Raw genomic sequence first — 22,187 nt, 5'->3', positions numbered from 1 at the left:
GGTGGCCCTACTCCTCAAGCCTCACCTTCTTGAGGTCGAAGACATCAACACTCGACCCAGTCGGAACATCGACGTAGAGCACGCACGGACGGCCGTTCACCTCGACGGCCGACAGGGCAATCGTCCGGCCGCGGGTGCTGTACATGTGGCGATTGGCGGTGCTACCGAGCGGACGCAGGTCGTCGAAGCGCTTCAGGAGCGCCGTGTCCATCAGGTCGAGAAACTCCGCCGCATCGACGGAGGTATCCCACACCGAGAGCCAGGCCACCCCGTCACCACGGGCCCCAGTCCACGAGACGAACCGATCCCCATCCCATCCCGCCGCGCCGCGGAAGGCGGCGTCCCGGTCCTTGAGGTGCTGAAACAGGAGGAGCCGCGTCTCGAACTCGCCGAGGTCGTTGTCGTAGACGTCACTGGCGCCGGCGATCGGCGGCAGGGTGACCACGGTCGGGTCGTCACGATTGAGGAAAAAGCGGTCCGGATGCATCACCTGCTCGGTGGACACCGGCATGTCCCCAAACGGCAGCTTGCCGCCGCTCTTCTCCTTCCAGTTCTTCATGAACTCCGCGCCGCTCAGGTACGGAAACAGGAGCGTCTCCTGGATCACCAGGGGTGCCGACGCGAAGGTCGGCATCGCACTCTGCCCGTCCCGGATCATCTCGCGCACGCGGTCCCAGCCGCCGGGGAGGTTCACGGCCGCACCGCCACCAACCATGGACGCGACCTGCTCGAGGGTGGCCTGGCCTTCCATCACCGCCTGCGCCGCCACTTGCCGGTCGTTGCGCCGCTTGACGGACTGCAACGAGTCGAGGTTGAAGTACTGATCCTGCAGTGCATGGACGAGCTCATGGGAGACGGTAACGGCGATCATGTCGTCGTTCGCGCCCTGCACGATGTAGAGCACCTTGGCCTTCGGGTCGTAGTACCCGACGATCTGCTCGGTCAGGAGCTTGAGCATGAAGCCACGGAGGTCCAGCGAATCCGGGAGCAGCCCAAGGCGCTTGTAGGCGCGTTCGGACCCACGAAGGTCCGCGTCGGGAAGGTCGGTCGCGAATCGTTGTTCCAGGAAGGTCCGGACCTCCTCGCGCGAGCGCATCTCGAACTTCGGTGGCGTCTTGAAGGGGACGCCGACGGTTTTTTCCAGGCGTGGGGTGGCGTCGCCCACCAGCGCCTCAACCGGCGAGCCCTCGCGCTCCCGCGAGCAGGCCAGGAGGAGACCGGCGAGACCCAGCGTCAGACGAGCATTCATGATTCGGCCCAGCGAATGGTGAGTCCGGTCGCGACGGCGACCACGCGCGCCACATCTGTCGCGCGCAGCCGAACGTTATCGCGCTCCAGCATGGTGCGCAGTGTGGGTGGCGGCGGAGGTGCCGACGGCAAGCGCGGCGTGTCCACCGCCACGACGGCGACCGGAGCTGGCGCCACCTCGGTCGCCGGGCCGGCGATGATGGCTTCCAGCCCGGCCCCAAAGGCCTCGAGCGCCCGAAAGCCGTCCCTGGCCATCTGGCCTAACGGGTCTTCCTCCACGAGGGGTGCCCCATTTGTGGCGGGCGCTTGAGCCGCGCCGGCCGTCCGTCGTCGAGCGGTGCGCGGCGACCGCGACGCCAGGATGAGCGCCTCGACATCGGCGGCGTAGGCGGTGGTCGCGTGCAGGTGTGCGCAGGCCTCGTCGAGGACATCGATCGCCCGGTCCGGCCGACGACGATCGGTCACATGCTCGTCGGTGAGGACCACGGCGGCGCGGAGCGCCTCGTCGGTGATGAGCACATGGTGATGGCGCTCCAGGCGTTCCCGTCGCGCGCGCAGCACCTCGAGGGTCTCATCCGAGCTGAGCTCCCTCACCACCACCCGCTGAAAGCGTCGCTCGAGCGCTGGATCGCCGCGAATCCAGCGGTCGTACTCCTCAGAGGTCGTCGCACCGATCACCCGAAAGTCGCCGCGCACCAGCGACGGCTTGAGCATGTTGGCAGCATCCATCGCCGACCCCATTGAGCTGCCCTGCCCAATCAGGTTGTGCAGCTCATCGATGAAGAGCAGCACGTCCGGGTCCGCGGACGTCTCGGCGACGAGGGCCCGGATCCTTTCCTCGTACTGTCCCCGATATGCGGCACCGGCCAGGAGGGACACATGATCGAGTGCCAACACGCGCGCGTGGCGCAGCATCAGGGGAACCTCCCCCTTGGCGAGCCGTTCGGCCAGCGCTTCGGCGATGGCGGTCTTGCCGACCCCCGCCGGACCAACGAGGGCGGCGTTGTTCTTGCCTTGACGGAGCAGGATGTCGATCAACCGCGCGACCTCGTCTTCGCGGCAGCGCACGGGCTCCAGTCGTCCCTCGCGCGCCTCGGCTGTCAGGTCCCTCGTGAAGCGGGCCAGCGCCCCGGTCAGGGGACGCGCCAGCGCGCCATCGTCGTCGGTCATGGGACCAGGCGGTTGAGATACCAGGTGATCAGGGGATCACCCCAGAGGAGCGTCAGGACCGCTGCCGGCGCCAGGAACACCCCAAACGGCACGTGCGGCATGTCATCGCTCGCCCCGTCCGCCGGGACGTTCGCCGCCACGGTCTGTCGCGCCCTACGCACGCGGACCAGCGGGTACACCACCAGCGAGAAGACGACCGCCCCAAGCGCTGCGCCCACGAAGAGGACCAGCAGGGCACGCGCCGGCCCAACAGCGCCCCCCACTACGGCCATCAAGGTCACGTCACCAAACCCCATCGCCTCTTTCTTCAAGGCGACTTCGCCCAGCCAACCGATGATCGACACCGCACCCGCTCCGACGCAGGCCCCGATCACCGCATCCCACGGCCCGGCGAACGGAGTCAACTCACCACGGAGCCCGGCCACCAGGGCCGTGACGAGTACAAACACCAGCCCAGACACGGTGAAGCCATCGGGAATCAGGTAGTGCTTCGCGTCGGTGATCGCGATCCCGAGCAGGATCGTGATGAACATGGCCACGCGCACCGCCGTGAGCCCCGCCCCCCACTCGCGAAACGCCAAAGCCCACACGACGGCCACCACAAGCTCCACCAACGGGTACTGCGCGGAAATCGGCAAGCCACAGCCACGGCATTTCGCCCGCAGCACCAGCCAGCTCACAATCGGGATATTGTCGTACCACGCGATCGCTCGCTCGCAGCGCGGACAGCGCGAACGCGGCGTCACGACTGACTGGTCGTGCGGCCAGCGCCCGATGCAGACATTCAGGAACGAGCCGACACAGGCACCCACCACCCCAGCCCAGGCGACGAACAGGGCCTCCATGCTCATGGGCGCAACCCGTACAGCAGGATCCCTGCGGCGATAGCGACGTTCAGGGACTCGGCACCTCCGGGCATCGCCAGGGACACGCGCCGGGCCAGCCGCTCCTCAAGGGCCGCGCCGACTCCGGCCCCCTCGTTGCCGAGCACGAGGCCGAGTCGGTTCGGACGTCGGAGTGTCGTAAGCTCAGCCCCACTGGCCTCTGCGGCCCAAAGCTCCACGCCGTGGGCGGCGGCGAACGCGGCCAGTTCGTCTATCGGGGCAGCCTGTACGTGGTGTCGGAAGAGGGATCCCATCGCGCTACGGACGACCTTCGCGTTCCATACGTCAACCGTTCCGGGCAGGGCGACCGTCGCGTCGGCCCCCAGGGCATGTGCCGTACGAATCATCGTCCCCACGTTGCCTGGATCCTGCACACCGTCGAGCACGAGGAGGGTCAGGTGCTCCCGATCCGCCAGGGTGGAGAGCTGGCGGCTCGGGATGCGGCCGATGGCGAGGACGCCCTGGGGAGACTCGGTCGACGCCGCGCCGCCGAATTCCTTCTCGGTAACCTCGGCGAGCGGGATTCCACGGCGATCGATCTGCAGCCGAAGCTGCGTGCCGCGGTCGGAGTCCATCAACTGTGGTCCGCACACTACGCCGACCAACTCGACCGGGGAGGCAAGCAGTTCTTCCACCGTGCGCACCCCCTCAGCCACAAAACGCCCATCGCGTTCACGCGCCTTGCGGCGACTGAGATCGCGAGCGGTGGTCAGGAGGCGCATCGGCGGGAACTCTGTGGGGGGTGCGGTGGTCTCAGACGTACGTTTCCCTGTCACGCCCCGTTTCGCTGTGGGACGATCCTGGATGCAGCGCTCACAAACCTACACGTCCGTCCCTCTCCTCCGCAGGATCGGCCTCTCGAGCTGTTCCCTGTTGTTCGCGGCCTGCGCGATCTCGACCCAGCGGGAAGTGGACATGGGCGAGGACTTTGCGGCGCAAGTCAATCGGCAGTTGCGACTGGTCCGCGACGCCGAGGTGGTCCGGTACATCAACGTGCTCGGAGATTCCCTGGCGGCCATCGCCGACGATCGGGGACTCGACTGGACCTTTCACGTGGTCGACAGCAAGGAAGTGAACGCGTTTGCGGCGCCCGGTGGCTACATCTGGATCAATCGCGGGCTCATTGAGCGCACCACGAACATGGCGCAACTCGCCGGCGTCATTGCGCACGAGATCGGGCATGTCACCATGCGCCACAGCATCCAGCAGATGCAAACGAGCCAGCGTGCGAATGTGGGCCTGACGCTGGCCTGCATCCTCACCAACGTGTGTGACTACGGGATTACCAACACCGCCGTGCAGTTGGGTGGCGGAGCCCTGTTCGCCAAGTTCTCGAGAGACGACGAGACCGAGGCGGACCGCGTGGCGGTGCAGTACGTGACCCGCGCCGGCATCGACCCACGGGGGATCCCCGAGATGTTTCGCATCCTGCTCAAGGAGCGCGAGGAGCGCCCGGCCGGGATGCAGGGGTGGTTCTCGACGCACCCCCTCGAGGAGGACAGGGTGCGCGCGAGCGAGGCGGACATCGCCCGGCTTCCGGCGGCGTCGCTGCGGGGGCTGCGTGCCGACTCCGAGCGATTCCAGCAGTTTCGGCGTCGGGTGATCGGGCTCCCGACCGTGGCCACACGCTGAGCGTGCGCCGCATCACGGCGTCGCGTGGGGTCGACGCCACAGGTTGGACACGTCCGAGGCTCCCCTGTCCTGGGCGGTCCTTACTTCGTTAGGATCGGCATGGGTAGTGGTGACCCACGGCCCGCCGTGTCCGTCGTCAGGACGCCCACTTCACACGCAAGGAGCCTGCATGCGTCGCCTGGTCCTCTCCAGTCTGGTCTTGTTCGCGGTCGCTGCTCCGCCGCTTGGTGCGCAGGCGCCGCGCCGCGCGGTGAGCGTCGGCATCGCGGTCGGAGCGACGCTACCGATCGGGGATTTCGCGTCAGACACGAAGACAGGGGCCCACGGCGCGGGTTTCGTGCAATACGAGCCAGATCGCAACGTGTGGGCGGTCCGCGGGGAATTCGCCTATCACCGCTCCGACTACACCGATGAATTCCTGGGCGCGGTAAACGCCGACCCGGATGATGAGCTTACCAACGGGGTGACGTACCTGGGGGCCGCCGCCGTCTTGCTGGGCCGCAAGAAACAGGGAAGCCTCACGCCATACTTGCTTGGCGGCTTTGGTGGCTACCGCCTCACGGCCACGCAGACCGTCGGCAGCACGGTGCAGAGCGAGAGCGCCAATGGCTTCGGGTTCAATGCCGGCGCCGGGATCCGGCTGGGCATGAACACCGGGTTCTTTCTGGAGGCCCGGTTCCACCAATTCAGCGTCACCCCTGACACCGATCCTGGCCAGACTGCCGAGAAGACGACGTACCAGATGATCCCGGTGACGCTCGGCTTTCGCTTTTAGGGCATCCCGTCCGGGCAAGCCCGATCCCTGCTCCATCGTCGGTCGGCTCTGCCAGGCCTACAAGGCGCGAACAACCCCTTCCACGAGCCGCTCAAAGTCTGCCGCGGCCTTCGCCGTCACCTCGATGACCTCATCGTGGTGGATCGGGTGGGGACTGAGGCCGGCCGCGGGGTTGGTGATGCAGGTGATGCCGAGTACCCGCATGCCGAACGCACGCGCCACGATCACCTCGGCCACGGTCGACATCCCGGTCGCGTCCACACCGATCCGCTCGAGCATGCGGACCTCCGCCGGCGTTTCGTAGGTCGGCCCGGTCAGCCCCCCGTACACGCCGTCCTCGAGCGGCACGTTGGCCGCCTCGGCGACCTGCCGGGTGAGGGCGCGCAGCCCCTCGTCAAATGGTGCGGACATATCAGGGAATCGCACGTCACCGGTCACCACCGGCCCGATCAGCGGATTGAGGCTGGTGAGATTGAGCTGGTCGCGAATCAGCATGAGCTGACCCGGCCGAAAGGTGCGGCGGACCCCGCCGGCAGCGTTGGACAGCACGAGCACCGGAGCACCCAGCGCATGCACCACGCGAACCGGGAATGCCGACTGCGCCATCGGGTGCCCTTCGTACACGTGGAATCGGCCAGCCAGGGCGAGCACTTCCCTTCCGCCTAACGTGCCATGGATCAGGGCCCCCTCGTGCCCGGCAACGTGTGCCGGCGCGAATCCCGGGATCTCCGCATAGGGCACCCGTTGTGCTCCCTCAATCCGCCGCGCGAGACCTCCCAGCCCCGAGCCAAGTACAATGGCGGCGACGGGCTGCGCTACTTCCAGCCGCGAACGGACCGCGGCCACCGCTTCGGCCGTATTCATGTGCGCATCGCGGCCAGGCGCTCGACCGCCGCGGCGCGAAGCCTCGCACGGTCCGCCTCCGGCAGGAACGCCGCGTCGAACCCGTTCAGGGCAAGGCCGGCCAATTCGTCGAAGCCCAGACCAAACGTGCGCGCCGCCACTTCGTACTCGTCGACCAGGTTCACCCCGCTCATCAAGCGATTGTCCGTGTTGAGCACGACCCGCATCCCCTGCTCCATGTACCGTTGCAGCGGATGCGCTGCATATGACGAGGTGGCATGGGTCTGCACATTACTCGTCAGGCAGATCTCGAGGGCGATCTGTTCGGAGCGCACTTCGTCCACCAGGGTCGGGTCCTCGATGAGCCGCGTCGCATGCCCAATGCGTTCGGCGCCGCACAGGTGGACCGCCTCAGCGACCGACGCCGCGCCCGCCCCCTCCCCCGCGTGGCAGGTGCAATGCAGGCCATGGGCGCGGGCATGCTGAAACGCTGGCGCGTGCGGCGCGGCGGGATGTCCGGCTTCCCCGCCGGCGAGGTCAAAGGCCACGACGCCACGATCCCGGTAGGCCACCGCCAACCGCGCCAGCTCCAGGGACACCTCCGGGGCCAGGTGGCGCAGGCTGCACACGATCACCCGCCCCAGAATCCCCGTTTCGCGCTCGGCGCGGGCGAGTCCGCGCAGCGAGGCCTCGAGCACCGCGCCCCATTCCATGCCGGCGCGATCATTCAGGTTGGGAGCAAATCGTGTTTCGAGGTACAGGACGCCCTCGCGCGCAGCGTCCGTGGCAAGTTCGTAGGCGATGCGCTCGATGGCGTCCGCATGTTGCATCACCGACAGCGTCACGTCGAAGCGCGTGAGGTAGTCCTCGAGGGATCGGGCGTCGCGGACAATCATGTAATCGCCCAGCGCCTCGGCATCATCCCTCGGCATCGACACGCGATACTCGCGACCCAGCTCCAGCAACGTGGCAGGACGCACCGACCCGTCGAGATGGCAATGCAGCTCCGCCTTGGGCAGCCGCGTCAGCAGGTCCCGGGTAATGGCGGTCATGCGGTGCCGCCACTCGCGGCACGGGCGCTCACGACGCGGAAGATCGCCCCAGCGTAGGCCGCGGCCGATGGATCCGCCGCCAGGCCGCGGCTATCGACGAGGGCGCGTTGCCCTTCCCGCACCTCGGTAGCCATGGTGCTGTCAAATACGGCGAGCGCATCGAGCACGGTCGCCCCGCCGGGCGCATCGACCCCGCGGCCATTGAAATACACACGAACGTTTGTCATCGAGAATGGTGTGTGATGCGCACATCGTCCGGCGGCCGCACCGGGCCGGGGAGGCGCCCCAGGTAGGTCGCGAGGGCATCCCGACTCAGCAGGTTCAGCACCTCGACCTCGGCCGAGGGATGCGCCGGATCCATCCCTTCCCCGCGCTCCGCCATGAAATCGTTGAGAACGACGAAGTAGGTACGGTCCGGGGCGAGGGGCTCCCCGGACAGCATCGCGACGGACGTTACTCGTGAGCCGGGCGATCGCGACGTATCGATCGACACGCGAATGCCGCTCAGGTGTATCCGGGGGTTCGGTGACGAGAAGATCCGCTCGAGGTTTGCCACGATCTGCCGCCCGCTCGCCCGATACCTCACGAGGAAGTTGTCGAACGGTTGCGCCTCGAAAATATCCTCAAGGCTCACCGGACCGGCGCGGAGGTCCGTTCGGACACCACTGCCATTCATTAGTCCGATGTCTCCCTCGCCCGCTGCGCGAAAGGCGTCGGCCAGCAGGTTGCCAAAGGTCCCTGCATCACCCCGACGCATGGTGCTGGTGAGTGTCGCCACCACCCGAGCGAGCTGCGCGCGCACTGGCGCCGTCACCGAATCCACCCAGGCCGCCTCCCGTGGGTCCGGCACTACGGAGTCCGGCCGGACGTTGCGCAGCGACACGCGCGCGCGTTCACCGGGCATGCCTAACGGGACGTCGACGATCCCGATCGCGCTCCCCTTCTGGTAGGCCTGGACGATGGGACTGCCGTTGACCACGGTGGTCGCGCCGCGGTGCGAGTGACCGGCCACGATCGCATCCACCGGCTCCGGTAACGCCGTCGCCAGGTCAACGATCTCACCGGTGCAGGTGGTCAGGGCACGGTCACAGAACGCACCGATGTGCCCGACCACCACGACCGCGTCGGCCCCACGCGCCCGCAACGCGCGGGCGCGTTGCGCGACGACCGGTGCCGGATCGATGAAGGTGAACGGCTGCACATACGCCGCCCGCACCGAACGCGAGGTCTCCGGAGAGATGACCCCGATCACACCGACCGTGACGCCGCCCACGCGGAGCAAGGTATCGTCGGGCATCCACTCCACGTCACGCCCATCACGCCACCGCATGTTCGCCGCCATCACCGGAAACCGATTGTCCCGCAGCCGCGGGCGCATGGAGTCCACCGACCAGTCAAACTCGTGATTGCCGAGCGCCGCAGCGGCGAGCCCGTGACGATTCAGGAAGTCGGTCACCGGTCGGCCCAGCGTGAGCGTGGACGCGGCCGTTCCCTGCCACTGGTCACCCCCGTCCACCCAGACGCTCTGGCAACCGGGAGGACGGCACTCGGCCCTCGCTTGTCGCAAGGCCGTGGCCAGGGAGGCCGCCCCGCCACGCACGATCCCTTCGGCGTTGAAGTCGCGAGCCTCGAGGGCGCCGTGCATGTCACTCGTGCCGATCACCCGCAGCCACCGTCCCTGCGCCAGATGAGCCGCCGTCGTGTCCCGGGAGTTCGGTGCGGTCGTGCGGTCAAACGGGAGGGCGCGCATCGCGCGGTACGCCAGCCCCACCACACTGTCCGGCGCCAGCCGCCAATTGGCGACGTGATAGTCGGAAGGCGATAACGTGCCACGTCGCTGCACCTCGGCGATGAGGAGGTCGCGAATCTCCTCCTGCTTATCGTAGACCACGGGCGCGTCCCGGAGCATGGCGAAGCCGCCACCGCCGGTCTGTCGATAGTTGTTTAGCGCCATGGTGAACGAATCCGTGGCGACGACGTCGCGTCCCTGGACCCGCAAGCGCGTCACGCGCGACCCAACCGGCCGCGACAGGTCCAGGACGTACTCCGCCCCAGCCACCATGTCGAAATTGAAACCCGGTACATCGGGAGCGACCAGGGACGAGGATGCGTCACGCGAACCGAGTGTGCGATAGTATCGCGCCGAGTACTCGAGGAACTCCCGCAACTGGGCTCCCGAAATGCGGATGGCCCGTAGCGTGTTATCGTATGGATACAGCCGCGCGACCTCGGCAATCGTGATGGGCCCGGGATCCAGCGACGCATTCAGGTCGAATGCCGCCGTCGCCGCCAGGTCGGCGCCAGCTGCCCTTCGTTGGACTTCCAGGATGAAGTCGATCAGTGGCGTGTCCAGAACGCGCGCCGAGTCGGCCCGCCACGACGTGGCGGTCGTGCCCAACGTGCGGTTCACCCACGCCACCGTTGCCCGGTGCTGGCGATCCACCGCGGCGACAACGGCAGGGTGTTCGGCCTGGTCCCGCACCTGAAGCAACTGGCCACGTTTGGCACTGACGCGCCAACGTCCCCGTGTGCGGTCGAGGGTCAGCGTCGCCGCGCCGACGGATTGCGCCCAGTTGCGGGGCTGCTGCAGCATGACCCCGTTGATCGTCGTGTCCGCGACTTCCCGATGAGAATGTCCAAAGACAATGAGGTCCACCCCGGGGACCTCGCGGGCGACGGCGGCGGCGGCGTTCTCCGGCGGCACGCCCCCCGTCGTGTCATACGACGACTCGCCGTCCAGCCCGGAGTGCATCACGACCAGTACGACCTCAGCCCCCCGACGCCGAACGCTGGTCACCTCGCGTCGGACGGCGGCGACCATGTCCGTCATCCGTAGCCGCCCCGACAGGTTTTCCCTGTCCCACACCATTGAGCCCGGCGTGGTTGCGCCGACGATGGCGACACGCACCCCGGCCCGAACGACAACCCGCGAGGGAGTCACCAGCGGTTTGGCGCGCTCGGCTCCAAGGTGCACCACGTTGGCACCAAGGAAGGGGAATCGTGCATCCCGGAGTGCGCGTCGCAACGTCGGGATGCCGTAGTTGAACTCGTGGTTACCGATGGCTGCGGCGTCATACCGCATGGCGTTCATCGCGGCGATTACCGGATGGACCCCGGTCGTGTCCAGCCGGGCGGCGACGTACCCGAGGGGACTCCCCTGGAGCAGGTCCCCGGCGTCCACGAGGACCACCCGCCCAGGATTGGCCCCCCGGACCGAGTCGATCACAGTGGCGGCGCGGGTCAGCCCACGCTGCGAGTCCCCCCGGTCACCATAGTAGTCCCACCCCCGGAGCCGATTGTGGACGTCGGTCGTGCTGAGAACCACCAGCTCCACCGAACGCTGCGCCTGCGCTGCCACCGCGCCGGCCAGCCCCAAACAGGTCAGAATTCGTCCCAGCATGGGAGAAAGCTAGGGCCGCTTCGGGGGCGATGGCACCCTCGCGTTGACCCGGACGCCGGACGCGACGACCCTTCATGGGCAGGAGCCTGATGCCACCCTTTCAGCCGCCCGATACATGACCGTTACCGACCCGTCGCTGTTTTTTGTTACATGGCTCCCTGATTGTGCAACGACGGGGTGGGCATGATGCAGCCGTTGATCATCGGGGTGGCGGGTGGCACTGGGTCAGGCAAGTCGACCGTTGCGAGAAGGGTCGCAGAGGCCGTGGTGGGAGCGTCCGTGGCGTTCCTCGAAATGGACGCTTACTACCGCAACCACGCGCACCTCTCGATGGCCGAGCGGCGACGCCTTAACTGGGATCATCCCGAGCGTCTTGATCTCGATCATTTCGTCCGACACCTCGAGGCATTGCGGCGAGGCGAGGCGATCGAGAAACCGGTCTACGATTTCGTCACGCACACACGGTCGGCGGCCACGGTGGCCGTCCCACCCGCCGACGTGGTCGTTACCGACGGGATCCTGCTGTTCGTGGACGAACGCGTGCGACAACTCTGTGACGTAAAGGTTTTCGTGGACGCGGATGCCGACGTACGACTGGTCCGCCGGATTCGGCGAGACATGGCCAAGCGTGGACGTCCCCTCGGCGAGATCCTGGACCAATATCTTACCACCGTGCGGCCCATGCACTTGCAGTTTGTCGAACCCGGCAAGCGCTACGCCGACGTGATTGTCCCGGATGGCGGGCACAATCAGGTCGCCATTGAGCTGCTCGTTGGCCACATCCAGCGGCGCCTTGCGCCACCCCACGCGTGACTGCTTCCCCGCAGGTCGGTGAACGAATCCTCGTCGTGGACGACGAACCGGATATCGTCGCCCTCGTGGCCTTTCACCTGGTCAAGGCGGGCTATCGCGTCTCGACCGCCGGCAGCGGCCCGGATGCCATTGCCCAGGCGCGCCAGGATCACCCCGCACTGGTCGTCCTCGACTTGATGCTCCCCGGCATGTCCGGCTTCGAGGTGCTCGAGGCGCTCCGTTCCGAGGACGCGACGCGGTCCATCGCCGTCCTCATGCTGACCGCGCGCCGCGAGGAACCGGATCGCATCCGTGGACTCACGTTAGGCGCGGACGACTACCTGACCAAGCCCTTCTCGCCCCAGGAACTCGTGCTCCGCGTGGGCGCCATCCTGCGACGACTGCAGCAGGCGCTACCGGTGAGCTCAGAGACCCTGCGGGTCGGGCCCATCCTCATCGACCGCGCCGCGCACCGGGTCATGGTGGACGGCACCGGCGAACTCGAACTGACGCCAACCGAGTACCGGCTCCTGCTCACCCTCGCCGAGCGTCGTGGGCGCGTACAGGCCCGCGGGCTCCTGCTCGAGACGGTCTGGGAGGCCGCACCCGATATTCAGACGCGGACGGTCGACATGCACGTCCAGCGACTGCGGACGAAACTGGGAAGCGCAGGCGACATGATCGAAACGGTGCGCGGCTTCGGCTATAGATTGAAGTCAGCGCAACCACGTAGTGCGTGAGGCTTTCGCAGCGACTTCTCGGCGGGTTTCTCTTCATCATTCTTGTGTTGGTCGCACTGGTGGTCACCAGTGTCGAGCGACGCGTGCGTGAGCGACTCCTCGAGCAGGCCGCTGCCGGACTTCTCCGCGAGGCACGGCTCGTGGCCATGGTGACGGCCGGTGCGTCGAACCCGGATTCGCTCGCAGACCAGATGGGAGCGGCCCTCGGTCACCGGGTCACGCTGATCGCCACGGACGGCCGGGTGACCGGTGATTCCGAGTTTGACGACGCCTCGCTCGTCCAGCTGGAGAACCACCGCAGCCGACCGGAGGTGGTGTCGGCCACCCGCCACGACACCGGCACGGCCGTCCGCCGCAGCGCGTCCGCCGGCGATGTCGAGGTGTATGCCGCCGTCCGCGACGGGGACGGGGTTGCGCGCGTCTCCCTGACCTTCGCCACGCAGAGCCTGGTCGAAGCGCAGCTCCGCCGGGACATCTTTTCCGCGGCCGCCCTCGCTGCCCTGGCTGCGCTCGTGCTCGCCCTGCTGTTCGCCCGGTCCGTCACGCGACCCATCCTGGAACTGCGGGACGACGCGCGCGCGATCGCTGGGGGTGACTTGCGCCGGCGGCCTAGTCTCTCGGCCCCGGGGGAAGTTGGGGAACTCGCGTCGGCGTTTCACCGCCTGGCGGAACAACTGACCGCGCGCGTCGAAGCCCTCGAAGCGGACGATGCCCTCCTCCGCGCCGTGTCCGACGCCCTCAACGAGGGCGTCGTTGCGCTCGATACGCGCCAGCAGGTCCAGCAGATTAATGAAGGGGCGCGGCGACTCCTCCAGGTGCGCGACGCGTTGCCGTTTTCGGCCGACCAGCTCCCCCGGGACCGCGCACTGCGCGAGGCCTTGGCCGATGCCATGGCTGGCCGGTCGGTCGACGGCGTCGAGACGCGGCTCGCGGATCGGGTCGTCACGATCACAGCGCGACCCCTGACCGGAGGCGGCGCCGTCCTGGCACTCTTCGACATCACGCCGATCCGGCGCCTGGAGACTGTGCGCCGGGATTTTGTGGCCAATGTGTCCCACGAACTCAAGACGCCCCTGACCGTGGTCAGCGGCTTCGCGGAAACGCTGCAGGATGAGAGCGTGTCGCCGGAGCAGCGTCAGCAGTTCCTCACCACGATCCTGAACAACACGCAGCGCATGCACCGGCTCGTCGACGACCTGCTCGACCTGTCGCGCATTGAGTCCGGCGGGTGGCGTCCGGCGCCAGTCCTCATGGACTTTGGGGCGGTGGCCGGGGAGACTCTGTCCTCATTCTCCGAAGTCGCCGGCCACAAGGGACTGGAGCTCAAGGTCGAGATCGCCCCGGACGCGACCGCCATTCGGATGGACCCGACGGCCATCCGACAGATCCTGACGAACCTGGTCCACAACGCGATCCGACACACGGCCCGTGGCGCAGTGACGATCTTTTCCCATCGATCAGCCGAGCAGTTGACGTTTGGCGTCAGGGACACGGGATCTGGGATTGCCGCCGAGCACCTTCCGCGGGTCTTCGAGCGCTTCTATCGCGTCGACGCGTCACGGTCCCGGGCGGAGGGAGGAACGGGCCTTGGGCTGGCCATCGTGAAGCACCTGGTGGAGGCGCATGGCGGAGCGGTTACCGCGGAGAGCGCGGTCGGCAGCGGCACCACCTTTCGGGTCACGCTCCCGGGCTGAAGGGCCACGCCGCACCGGCCGTTCGACCGGCCATGGCGCGCGGTACGCACGGCCGGTCTTGCGGCCTCGTGACACGTCCGTTGCACTTCCGTGGGAGTTCCGAGACGCGTCCGCGGCATTGTAACAACGCTGCGGTGACCAACGCCCGCTAGCGTCCGCCGTCCGTCTCAACCGCGAGAACTTCATGTCGTCCTTTCAGGCCACCCGCTGGATCGGCCGTTCCCTCGTCTTCCTGGGGCTTCTCAGCGCCTCGCTCGGCGCCCAGGCAGCCCCAGCTACCACCGGTCGTATCGTCGGCCGGGTCATCGATGCCGCGAGCGGCCAGGGGCTCCCGGATGTCGGGATCCAGGTCGTAGGCACCACGTTAGGCACCCAATCTGGCGTCGATGGTCGCTTTGGCCTCGTGAATGTGCCAGCCGGGCCCATCACGATCCAGCTGCGACGCCTGGGCTTCCAGCCCAAGACGGTAACTGGCATCCTGCTCGAGGCCGGCAAGACGGTTGAGCAGAACGTGACGCTCGAAGCAGCGACGATTACCCTGACCGCCCAGGTCGTCACCGCCTCGGCCGAACGCGGCTCGGTGAACGAGGCGCTTGATGCCCAACGCGTCGCCGTCGGCGTCGTAAGCGCCATCACATCCGAACAGATTTCGCGCAGCCCCGACAGTGACGCCGCCCAGGCCGTGCAGCGTGTCAGTGGCGTCACCATCACCGGCGGCAAGTACGTCTTCGTGCGGGGCCTCGGCGAGCGCTACACCACGGCACAGCTCAACGGCACGCGAATCCCCAGCCCCGAGCCAGAGAAGCGCGTGGTGCCGCTCGACCTGTTCCCAGCGGGATTGCTGCAGACCATCACGACCCAGAAGACCTTCACCCCGGACCAGCAAGGCGACTTCTCTGGCGCCCAGGTGGATATCAAGACACGCGAGTTTCCTGCCCGCCGCAGCGTGACCGTCTCCGCCTCTGCTGGTGCCAACTCCACAGCGCTCGGCTCGGACGTCCGGCGCGCCTTTAGCGTGGGCGGCGAAAACGTCGCCCTCGTGAAGAGCGACCGCAAGATTCCCTCGCTGCTCAAGAACTACTCAGACCTCGGCTTTCCGTCCTTGAACGATGGCGACAAGCTGGCCTTGATTGGCCAACTCAGAAACGCATGGAGCACCGACTTGGGCACCGCGATGCCGAACGCGTCGACCTCCGTGTCCATCGGCGGCAACGACCCGATTTTCGGACAGCGTATCGGCTACCTGGTGTCCGGCACCTACTCGACGTCGCAGGACATCCGTGCCGACCAGACCCGCGCGCTGGCCAACCGCGGCTCCCAGCCCGGACAGACGGTCGAGTTCAATAGGTTCGAGGGCGAGACCGGGAGCCGTGGCATCCTGTGGGGCGGCATTGCGAACTTCAGCACCCTGCTCGGCGGACACACCCGCCTGTCACTCAACAACACCTTCAACCGCACCTCGGACAACGAGGCACGTCGGGAGCGCGGCCAGTTCGAATCCGACGGCGTGAACGTGCAGATCGACAAGAACCAGTATGTCGAGCGCTCCATCCGATCCAACCAAGTCGCCGCCGAGCACCAGTTCGGCGACAAGCATCGGCTGGAGTGGTACCTGACCTCGTCCGCCGTGACGCGGGATGAGCCGGATCGTTCGGAGTTCATCTCGATCATCGAGTCGGGGACCGGCGGCGGCGAGTCACTCCGCTGGCTCAGCTCCGGGAACGGCGGCGCCGTGCGCACCTACGGGAATCTGTCGGAGTCCTCGCGTGAGGCACGCGGCAGCTACCAGCTCAACTTCGATGCGGCCGGCCGGCAGCACACCTTCAAGGTCGGCGGCCTGTATCGTGCCACCGAGCGCGACGCCGGCACGTTCTCGTTCAGCATCAGCGCCCCGCGCGCTACGCAGGCGGAACGCGAGCTCAGTGCCGAACAGATCTTCGACGGTCGGTTTGCCAACCGCACGAACTACTGGGAAGTGGTCGCGCTCAGCCAGGGTGGCAACTACGACGCGGCGGACGACCTCACCGCCGGGTTCGGCATGGTGGAACTGGGCCTCAGCGATCGCATCCGGTTCGTTGGCGGCGCGCGCTTCGAGCGCGACGTCGTGACGCTCAACGCCAAGTCGACGCTCGGTGCCCCCGTGACGGTGAACAACACGTGGAACGACGTCCTGCCGTCGGCCGCGTTCAACATCAAGATCAGCGATTTTCAGACCCTCCGCCTCTCCGTGTCGAAGACGCTGGCCCGTCCGGAGTACCGCGAGCTCTCACCGGTGGCGACGCGCGATGTGTTGAACGCGGATGACGTCCAGGGCAACCCGGACCTTCAGCGCACCGGCATCTTGAACGGTGATTTGCGGTGGGAGTGGTATCCGACCGAAGCCGAAGTTTTTTCGCTCGGCGTGTTCGCCAAACAGTTCAAGGACCCCATTGAGCGCGCGTATCGCGCCGGCAACTCGGCCAACCGGACGATCGTGTACGTCAATGCGGATGCAGCGACCAACTTTGGGGTCGAACTCGAGGCCCGGAAAGAGCTCGGATTCATGGGCGATGCGTTTCGGCAGCTGGTGGCATTTTCGAACGTCACGCTCATGGCCAGCAACATCGAGCTGGGGTCCCAGCAGCTGGCCGCCACCAACGCCGAGCGGGCCATGGTGGGTCAGGCACCGTATGTCGTCAATGCCGGGGTGACGTGGACCTCCAACGCCGGAAGCATGAGCGCCACGGCCCTGTTCAACCGAACGGGTGAGCGCATCGACGCGGCTGGCGACCAGCCTCTGCCGGACATCGTCCTCAAGCCACGCAGCCTCGTAGACCTGAGCGTCCGGTTCCCGCTGCTCGGAGGGCTCCAGGCGCGGATGGACGCCCGCAACCTGCTCGACGCGCCATACGAGGCCGTCCAGGGCACCGTCACGCGCGAGTACTACCGTCAAGGTCGCGTATTCCAGGTGGGGCTGCAGTGGCGCCCATGAGCCCGCCTGTCGTGACCGGTTCGTGACCGGTTCGAGATACAGCTGTTTTCTCGATTTGGCTTCTTCATGCGGTCGGTCTCCTGCGAGACCGGCCGCATTGCTTTCTCTCGCCGCGCACTCGCGCCAAGACACTACCCCATGCGACTCCGCCATCTTGCCCTCCTGTCCCTCGTCGTCGCCGCCTGCGGAGACGACGATCCTGCCGCCCCGACGGCGCCCAATGCGCCACTGGGCGTCCAGGCGGCCGCGACCAGTTCCTCGGCTATTCGGGTAACGATTCCCAGCGCCGCAGGCATCGCGTCGTACACGATCGAACGCGCGGAAGGCGCGGCCGGCAGCTTTGCCCAGGCCGGCACGGTGACGGCCCCCGCCACCGCCGGAACCCTCACCTATGACGATGCCGGCCTGAAGGTGCAGACGCTCTACCGGTATCGCGTCCTCGCCGTGGCCAACGGGCTGACGTCGACGCCCTCCAGCGAAGTCTCCGCAACCACCCTGCCCTTCGGTTCGTTCAGCAAGACGATCTCGGGGGACGTCACGACCAACACCACATGGTTCGCGGACACCACCTATACGCTGGCGGGATTCATTCACGTCACGGGCAACGCCACGTTGACGATCCAACCCGGAACCGTGATCAAGGGCAATGAGGGTTCGGCGTTGTTCGTCTTGCGGGGTTCGAAGATCCTCGCGGTGGGCCGCGCGGACGCGCCGATCGTCATGACCTCGTCCAAGGCGGTGGGCTCACGCCGTGCCGGGGACTGGGGCGGCCTGATCATCGTGGGCAACGCCACGACGAACAAGTCCGGAGCGAACCCCGAGGTCGAGGGGACCGGGACCGATGGGACGACCGTTGCCAGCGGAAAGAACTACACGGTCACCTACGGCGGCGGCACCAACGATGCCGACGACAGTGGCGAACTCCGCTATGTCCGCGTCGAATTCGCCGGCTTCGCCCCGCGCGCCAACCAGGAATTGAACTCCTTCACGTTCGCCGCGGTTGGCAGTGGCACGCGCCTGTCGTACCTGCAGGCCCTGTATGGCCTCGACGATGCCTTCGAATGGTTCGGTGGCACGGTGAACGCGACGAACCTGGTGTCTTATGAGACGGGAGACGACCATTTCGACATGTCCGAGGGCTACCGTGGACGCCTGCAGTTCCTCATTGGGATGCAGTCGGCGACGGTGAACATCAACCCCCTCCCGGGACAGAACGTCGCGACGGACCCGCAGGGCATCGAGAATGACGGATGCGACGGCGCCGGCTGCACCAACGGATTCAACTCGAACCCGTTCAACGTCCCGGTCGTGGCCAACTTCACCCTCGTTGGGACCGGCAACTCCAGTGTGGGCGCGGGCACGTCCGGCGGGATCGGGATGCTCCTGCGTCGAGGCACCGGCGGCTACTATGTGAACGGGGTCCTGGCACGCTGGCCGCGCGCGGCCTTCTCGGTCCGCGACCAGGACACCTACACCCGCGGCGGCGGCACCGCGACCCCTGACCTGGCAAGCGCCGACCTCGCACTCCGGAACGTCTCGTACTTCGAGTCGACCAACATGTTCGAGACGGGGTCCGGTCGCTTTGCCTTCGACGCCAGCGGGAACAACATTGCGGCAGGAACCGGAACCGGCGCCGCTGCCTTTACGGCATTCCCGGCGACGATCACCGACGCTACCCCGGTGACCGCCTTCGATTGGACGCCCGCCAGTGGATCGGCGATTGCGACGGGCGGACTGAACCCCTTCACCGGGAAACTCCTGACGGCGGGCGGGACCGCCGTGACCGGTACGGCCTACCGCGGCGCCGCCGCACCTGGCGGTACCAAGTGGTGGCAGGGCTGGACCACGTACGCCCAGAAGTAGCCTCAAGATTGCGGGGCGTGCGGGCCGACACCCACGCGGTGCCGGCCCGTCGCGTCCGCAGCATCTCGTGACGATGCCGTTACACAATGCGGATCTGTGTAACTGTCACTGACAGTGATCTTCAAGGCGCACCATCACTTATCAGGAGTCTCCCCGTGAACGCCCGGTTCGCCGCCTCGCTTTCGATTGTAACAAGCCTCGCCGTACTCACCGCATGCGGTGGGTCCGAATCGTCGACCTCCGACAGCGCCGGCGCCGTGGCGTCGTCGTCATCCGTGGACCTGAATGGCGCAGGGGCGACCTTCCCCTACCCGATCTACCTGAAGTGGTTTTCGAACTACGCCGAGCAGACTGGGGTCAAGATCAACTACGGCTCCGTCGGGTCCGGGGCTGGAATCCGGCAGCTGTCCGAGGGCACGGTTGATTTTGGCGCCTCAGACGGCCCAATGTCCGACGAGGAACTGGCGGCGGCGAAGGGTGGCCCGGTCATGCACTTCCCCTCAGTCCTCGGCGCGGTGGTCATCACGTACAACCTGCCTGACGTGACTGTGCCGCTGACGCTCACCGGGGAGATCATTGGCGACATTTTCCTTGGCAAGATCACGAAATGGAATGATCCGCGGATCGCGGCCGAGAACTCGGGCGTGACACTCCCCGCCCAGGACATTCTTGTCGTGCACCGATCGGACGGATCCGGCACCACCTACATCTTTACGGACTACCTCACGGCGGTCTCCGCAGCGTGGAAGGCTGGGCCGGGCAAGGGCAAATCCGTGAGCTGGCCCGTGGGACTCGGTGGCAAGGGGAACGAGGGCGTCTCGGGCAGCGTGAAGCAGACCCCAGGCACCATCGGGTACGTTGAGCTGGCATACGCCAAGCAAAATCGATTGCCCTCGGCACGGGTCAAGAATGCGAGCGGCGCGGCCGTTGAGCCGACGATCGAGTCGATTACGGCAGCGGCCGAGGGCGCCATGTCGCAGCTTGGGAAGGATTCGGACTATCGCGTGTCGATCGTGAACGCGGCAGGTGCGAGCGCATACCCCATTTCATCGTTCACCTGGCTCCTCGTGTACCAAAACCAGGCCGACGGCGTGAAGGGGAAGAAGCTCGTGGACTTCATGCGCTGGATGTACGGCGCTGGCCAGCAGAGCGCGGCGTCGCTCGACTACGCCCCACTGCCTTCCGCCCTGGCCACCCAACTCGCTGATCGCCTCAGCACCATCCAGGGCGTGCCGAAATGAGCATGGAGGGAGTTGCAGCCCCTGCGGTGTCGGGTCCATCCGACGCCGCAGGCATCGAGGGAAGCTCGACCGGGGATCGCATCTACCGCGTCGTCACCTTCCTGTGCGCGGTGTCCATCCCCCTCTTGCTCGGCTTCATCGCGCTCGAGATCATCATCGGGGCATGGCCTGCGCTCTCGAAGTTCGGCTTCAGCTTCCTGACCGGCAGTACGTGGGATGTCGGTGCGGGCGAATTCGGGGCGGCACCGATGATCTACGGCACGGTCGTATCCTCCGTGCTGGCCCTTCTCCTCGCGACGCCGTTTGCGCTGGGCGTGGCGATCTTCCTTTCGGAGTTTGCCCCCCCCTGGCTTCGCCAGCCGGTGGCCTTTCTCGTGGACCTGCTGGCCGCCATTCCGTCCGTCGTCTACGGACTCTGGGGCATTTTTGTGTTGCTCCCGATCCTGCGCGAGTCGGTCATGCCATTCCTGGCGACCACGCTCGGCCTCGGTGCCACGCCGCTCTTCAGCGGCCCGGCCTACGGGAACAGCATGCTCGCCGCCGCGATCATCCTGGCCATCATGGTCCTTCCCTACATCTCTGCTGTATCTCGCGAGGTGTTGATGGCGGTGCCGCGCGCCCAACGCGAAGCCGCGCTGGCGCTCGGGGCCACCCGGTGGGAGATGATTCGCGATGCCGTCGTGCCGTATGCCCGTTCGGGCATCATCGGCGGGATCATCCTCGGCCTGGGGCGCGCACTGGGCGAGACCATGGCCGTCACGATGCTGATCGGCAACCGGGCGGAACTCTCCGCATCGCTCTTCGCACCGGGGTATACGCTCGCCTCGGTGATCGCCAATGAGTTCGCCGAGGCCTCAACAGAATTCCACACCGCGGCGCTCATGGCGTGTGGCGCCGTGCTGCTTGGCGTGACCCTCCTCGTGAACATGCTGGCGCGCTGGTTGGTTGGGCGCGTGGGACGCGACGGCCGATGACCCCCTCGCGGCCTACCGGATCGCAGCGTGCGGCGATCGAACGCACGGGACGCTCTCTGCGTCGCCGGCGCGTCACGAACACCATCATGCTGGGGATCATGTACGCGGCTGCGGGCCTCGCGACCCTCCCCCTGGTGTTCATCCTCTTTCACCTGGTGAAGGAAGGCGCGTCGTCGCTCGACCTCAACTTCTTCACCAAAATGCCTCGCCCGGTGGGCGAGTCCGGGGGCGGCATGGCCAACGCCATCGCCGGAACGCTGGTGCTCGTAGGGACCGCCACGGCCATCGGCCTGCCATTGGGAATCGGCGCTGGCCTCTACCTCGCCGAACAGGGGTCGCAGCGTCTCGCCTCGACCGTGCGGTTCCTCTCCGACATCCTGAACGGGTTGCCCTCGATCGTCATGGGGATCTTTGCCTGGCAGGTGCTCGTCCGACCGGTCGGGCACTTCTCCGCCCTTGCCGGCGGCATTGCCCTTGGCGTGATGATGATTCCCCTCGTGACGCGTACCACGGAGGAGATGATCCGGCTCGTGCCGTCCTCCCTGCGCGAGGCGGCATTGGCCCTCGGCTATGCACGGTGGAGAACCTCGCTTTCCATTGTGCTTCGCACGGCCATGCCAGGCATCGTCACCGGCGCGCTGGTGGCGGTGGCCCGCATCGCTGGCGAGACGGCGCCGTTGATCTTCACGGCCTTCGGCAACCAATTCTGGTCGCTCTCGCTGGATCAGCCGATGTCGGCGCTCCCCCTGCAGATCTTTTCCTATGCCACCTCGCCGTTTGAGGAATGGCATCGCCTCGCATGGGCCGGCGCACTTGTGCTGCTGGCTCTCGTCCTGGTGATTTCCCTGGTCGCGCGTTTTGCCACCCGCTCAAAGCACGGGGGCGGCCATGACTGATCGACCCTCCCG

18 protein-coding genes are annotated in these 22,187 nt (G+C 66.8%); 10 read left to right on the top strand and 8 right to left on the bottom strand.

What is annotated here, in order from left to right; all coding sequences use genetic code 11:
- Nucleotides 1-7 precede the first annotated feature (7 nt).
- The 4 genes from IPK85_14685 to IPK85_14670 are packed head-to-tail and all read right to left on the bottom strand — an operon-like array spanning nucleotide 8 to nucleotide 4,024.
- On the bottom strand, nucleotides 8-1,249 hold the full coding sequence (locus IPK85_14685) for a hypothetical protein (GenBank protein ID MBK8248637.1): 1,242 nt from the start codon (nucleotides 1,247-1,249) through the stop codon (nucleotides 8-10).
- Nucleotides 1,246-2,418: an ATP-dependent Clp protease ATP-binding subunit gene (locus tag IPK85_14680; protein MBK8248636.1), complete on the bottom strand. Its 1,173-nt coding sequence runs from the start codon at nucleotides 2,416-2,418 to the stop codon at nucleotides 1,246-1,248. The genes IPK85_14685 and IPK85_14680 overlap by 4 nt, the downstream gene beginning before the upstream one ends.
- Nucleotides 2,415-3,269: a prepilin peptidase gene (locus IPK85_14675; protein ID MBK8248635.1), complete on the bottom strand. Its 855-nt coding sequence runs from the start codon at nucleotides 3,267-3,269 to the stop codon at nucleotides 2,415-2,417. Before IPK85_14675 ends, IPK85_14680 begins: the two co-directional genes overlap by 4 nt.
- Entirely contained in the window at nucleotides 3,266-4,024 is a 759-nt protein-coding gene (locus tag IPK85_14670) for an RNA methyltransferase (protein ID MBK8248634.1), read from the bottom strand. The genes IPK85_14675 and IPK85_14670 overlap by 4 nt, the downstream gene beginning before the upstream one ends.
- Nucleotides 4,025-4,106: 82 nt before the next feature.
- Between IPK85_14670 and IPK85_14665 the strand changes: the two genes are divergently transcribed.
- Together IPK85_14665 and IPK85_14660 are read left to right on the top strand one after the other, a co-directional pair.
- Nucleotides 4,107-4,934, top strand: coding sequence for a M48 family metalloprotease (locus tag IPK85_14665; GenBank protein ID MBK8248633.1), 828 nt, complete (start codon nucleotides 4,107-4,109; stop codon nucleotides 4,932-4,934).
- A gap of 169 nt (nucleotides 4,935-5,103) precedes the next feature.
- A complete protein-coding gene (locus tag IPK85_14660) occupies nucleotides 5,104-5,709 on the top strand; it encodes a porin family protein (protein ID MBK8248632.1) in 606 nt (201 codons plus the stop codon).
- A gap of 57 nt (nucleotides 5,710-5,766) precedes the next feature.
- Here the strand turns inward: IPK85_14660 and IPK85_14655 are convergent, their stop codons facing one another.
- Genes IPK85_14655 through IPK85_14640 form a run of 4 tightly spaced genes read right to left on the bottom strand, consistent with a single transcriptional unit; the run spans nucleotide 5,767 to nucleotide 11,004 of the window.
- Nucleotides 5,767-6,573 carry a purine-nucleoside phosphorylase gene (locus IPK85_14655; protein MBK8248631.1) on the bottom strand — a complete coding sequence of 269 codons (807 nt, stop codon included), beginning with the start codon at nucleotides 6,571-6,573 and terminating at the stop codon, nucleotides 5,767-5,769.
- Nucleotides 6,570-7,604, bottom strand: a complete 1,035-nt coding sequence (add, locus tag IPK85_14650; GenBank protein ID MBK8248630.1) for an adenosine deaminase — start codon at nucleotides 7,602-7,604, stop codon at nucleotides 6,570-6,572. Before add ends, IPK85_14655 begins: the two co-directional genes overlap by 4 nt.
- Complete coding sequence (locus IPK85_14645) at nucleotides 7,601-7,831, bottom strand: hypothetical protein (protein ID MBK8248629.1); 231 nt, start codon at nucleotides 7,829-7,831, stop codon at nucleotides 7,601-7,603. The genes add and IPK85_14645 overlap by 4 nt, the downstream gene beginning before the upstream one ends.
- Nucleotides 7,828-11,004, bottom strand: coding sequence for a 5'-nucleotidase C-terminal domain-containing protein (locus IPK85_14640; protein ID MBK8248628.1), 3,177 nt, complete (start codon nucleotides 11,002-11,004; stop codon nucleotides 7,828-7,830). Before IPK85_14640 ends, IPK85_14645 begins: the two co-directional genes overlap by 4 nt.
- A 186-nt stretch (nucleotides 11,005-11,190) precedes the next feature.
- Between IPK85_14640 and udk the strand changes: the two genes are divergently transcribed.
- The 8 genes from udk (at nucleotide 11,191) to pstA (ending at nucleotide 22,175) form a co-directional block, all read left to right on the top strand.
- Complete coding sequence (gene udk, locus IPK85_14635) at nucleotides 11,191-11,817, top strand: uridine kinase (protein MBK8248627.1); 627 nt, start codon at nucleotides 11,191-11,193, stop codon at nucleotides 11,815-11,817.
- Nucleotides 11,814-12,536: a response regulator gene (locus IPK85_14630; protein MBK8248626.1), complete on the top strand. Its 723-nt coding sequence runs from the start codon at nucleotides 11,814-11,816 to the stop codon at nucleotides 12,534-12,536. Before udk ends, IPK85_14630 begins: the two co-directional genes overlap by 4 nt.
- Complete coding sequence (locus tag IPK85_14625; protein MBK8248625.1) at nucleotides 12,533-14,230, top strand: HAMP domain-containing protein; 1,698 nt, start codon at nucleotides 12,533-12,535, stop codon at nucleotides 14,228-14,230. The genes IPK85_14630 and IPK85_14625 overlap by 4 nt, the downstream gene beginning before the upstream one ends.
- Nucleotides 14,231-14,414: 184 nt before the next feature.
- A complete protein-coding gene (locus tag IPK85_14620; GenBank protein MBK8248624.1) occupies nucleotides 14,415-17,201 on the top strand; it encodes a TonB-dependent receptor in 2,787 nt (928 codons plus the stop codon).
- 138 nt (nucleotides 17,202-17,339) lie between these two features.
- A complete protein-coding gene (locus IPK85_14615; protein MBK8248623.1) occupies nucleotides 17,340-19,064 on the top strand; it encodes a fibronectin type III domain-containing protein in 1,725 nt (574 codons plus the stop codon).
- Between the two features lie 86 nt (nucleotides 19,065-19,150).
- Nucleotides 19,151-20,305, top strand: coding sequence for a phosphate ABC transporter substrate-binding protein PstS (pstS, locus tag IPK85_14610; GenBank protein ID MBK8248622.1), 1,155 nt, complete (start codon nucleotides 19,151-19,153; stop codon nucleotides 20,303-20,305).
- Between the two features lie 2 nt (nucleotides 20,306-20,307).
- Nucleotides 20,308-21,279: a phosphate ABC transporter permease subunit PstC gene (gene pstC / locus IPK85_14605; GenBank protein ID MBK8248621.1), complete on the top strand. Its 972-nt coding sequence runs from the start codon at nucleotides 20,308-20,310 to the stop codon at nucleotides 21,277-21,279.
- Nucleotides 21,276-22,175, top strand: coding sequence for a phosphate ABC transporter permease PstA (pstA, locus tag IPK85_14600; GenBank protein MBK8248620.1), 900 nt, complete (start codon nucleotides 21,276-21,278; stop codon nucleotides 22,173-22,175). The genes pstC and pstA overlap by 4 nt, the downstream gene beginning before the upstream one ends.
- Nucleotides 22,176-22,187: the final 12 nt, after the last annotated feature.

It is taken from the genome of Gemmatimonadota bacterium (genome assembly GCA_016712265.1).
Lineage (GTDB): Bacteria > Gemmatimonadota > Gemmatimonadetes > Gemmatimonadales > Gemmatimonadaceae > RBC101.
Note: the sequence above shows the minus strand (reverse complement) of the source record. Positions and strands in the feature narration are given on the sequence as shown.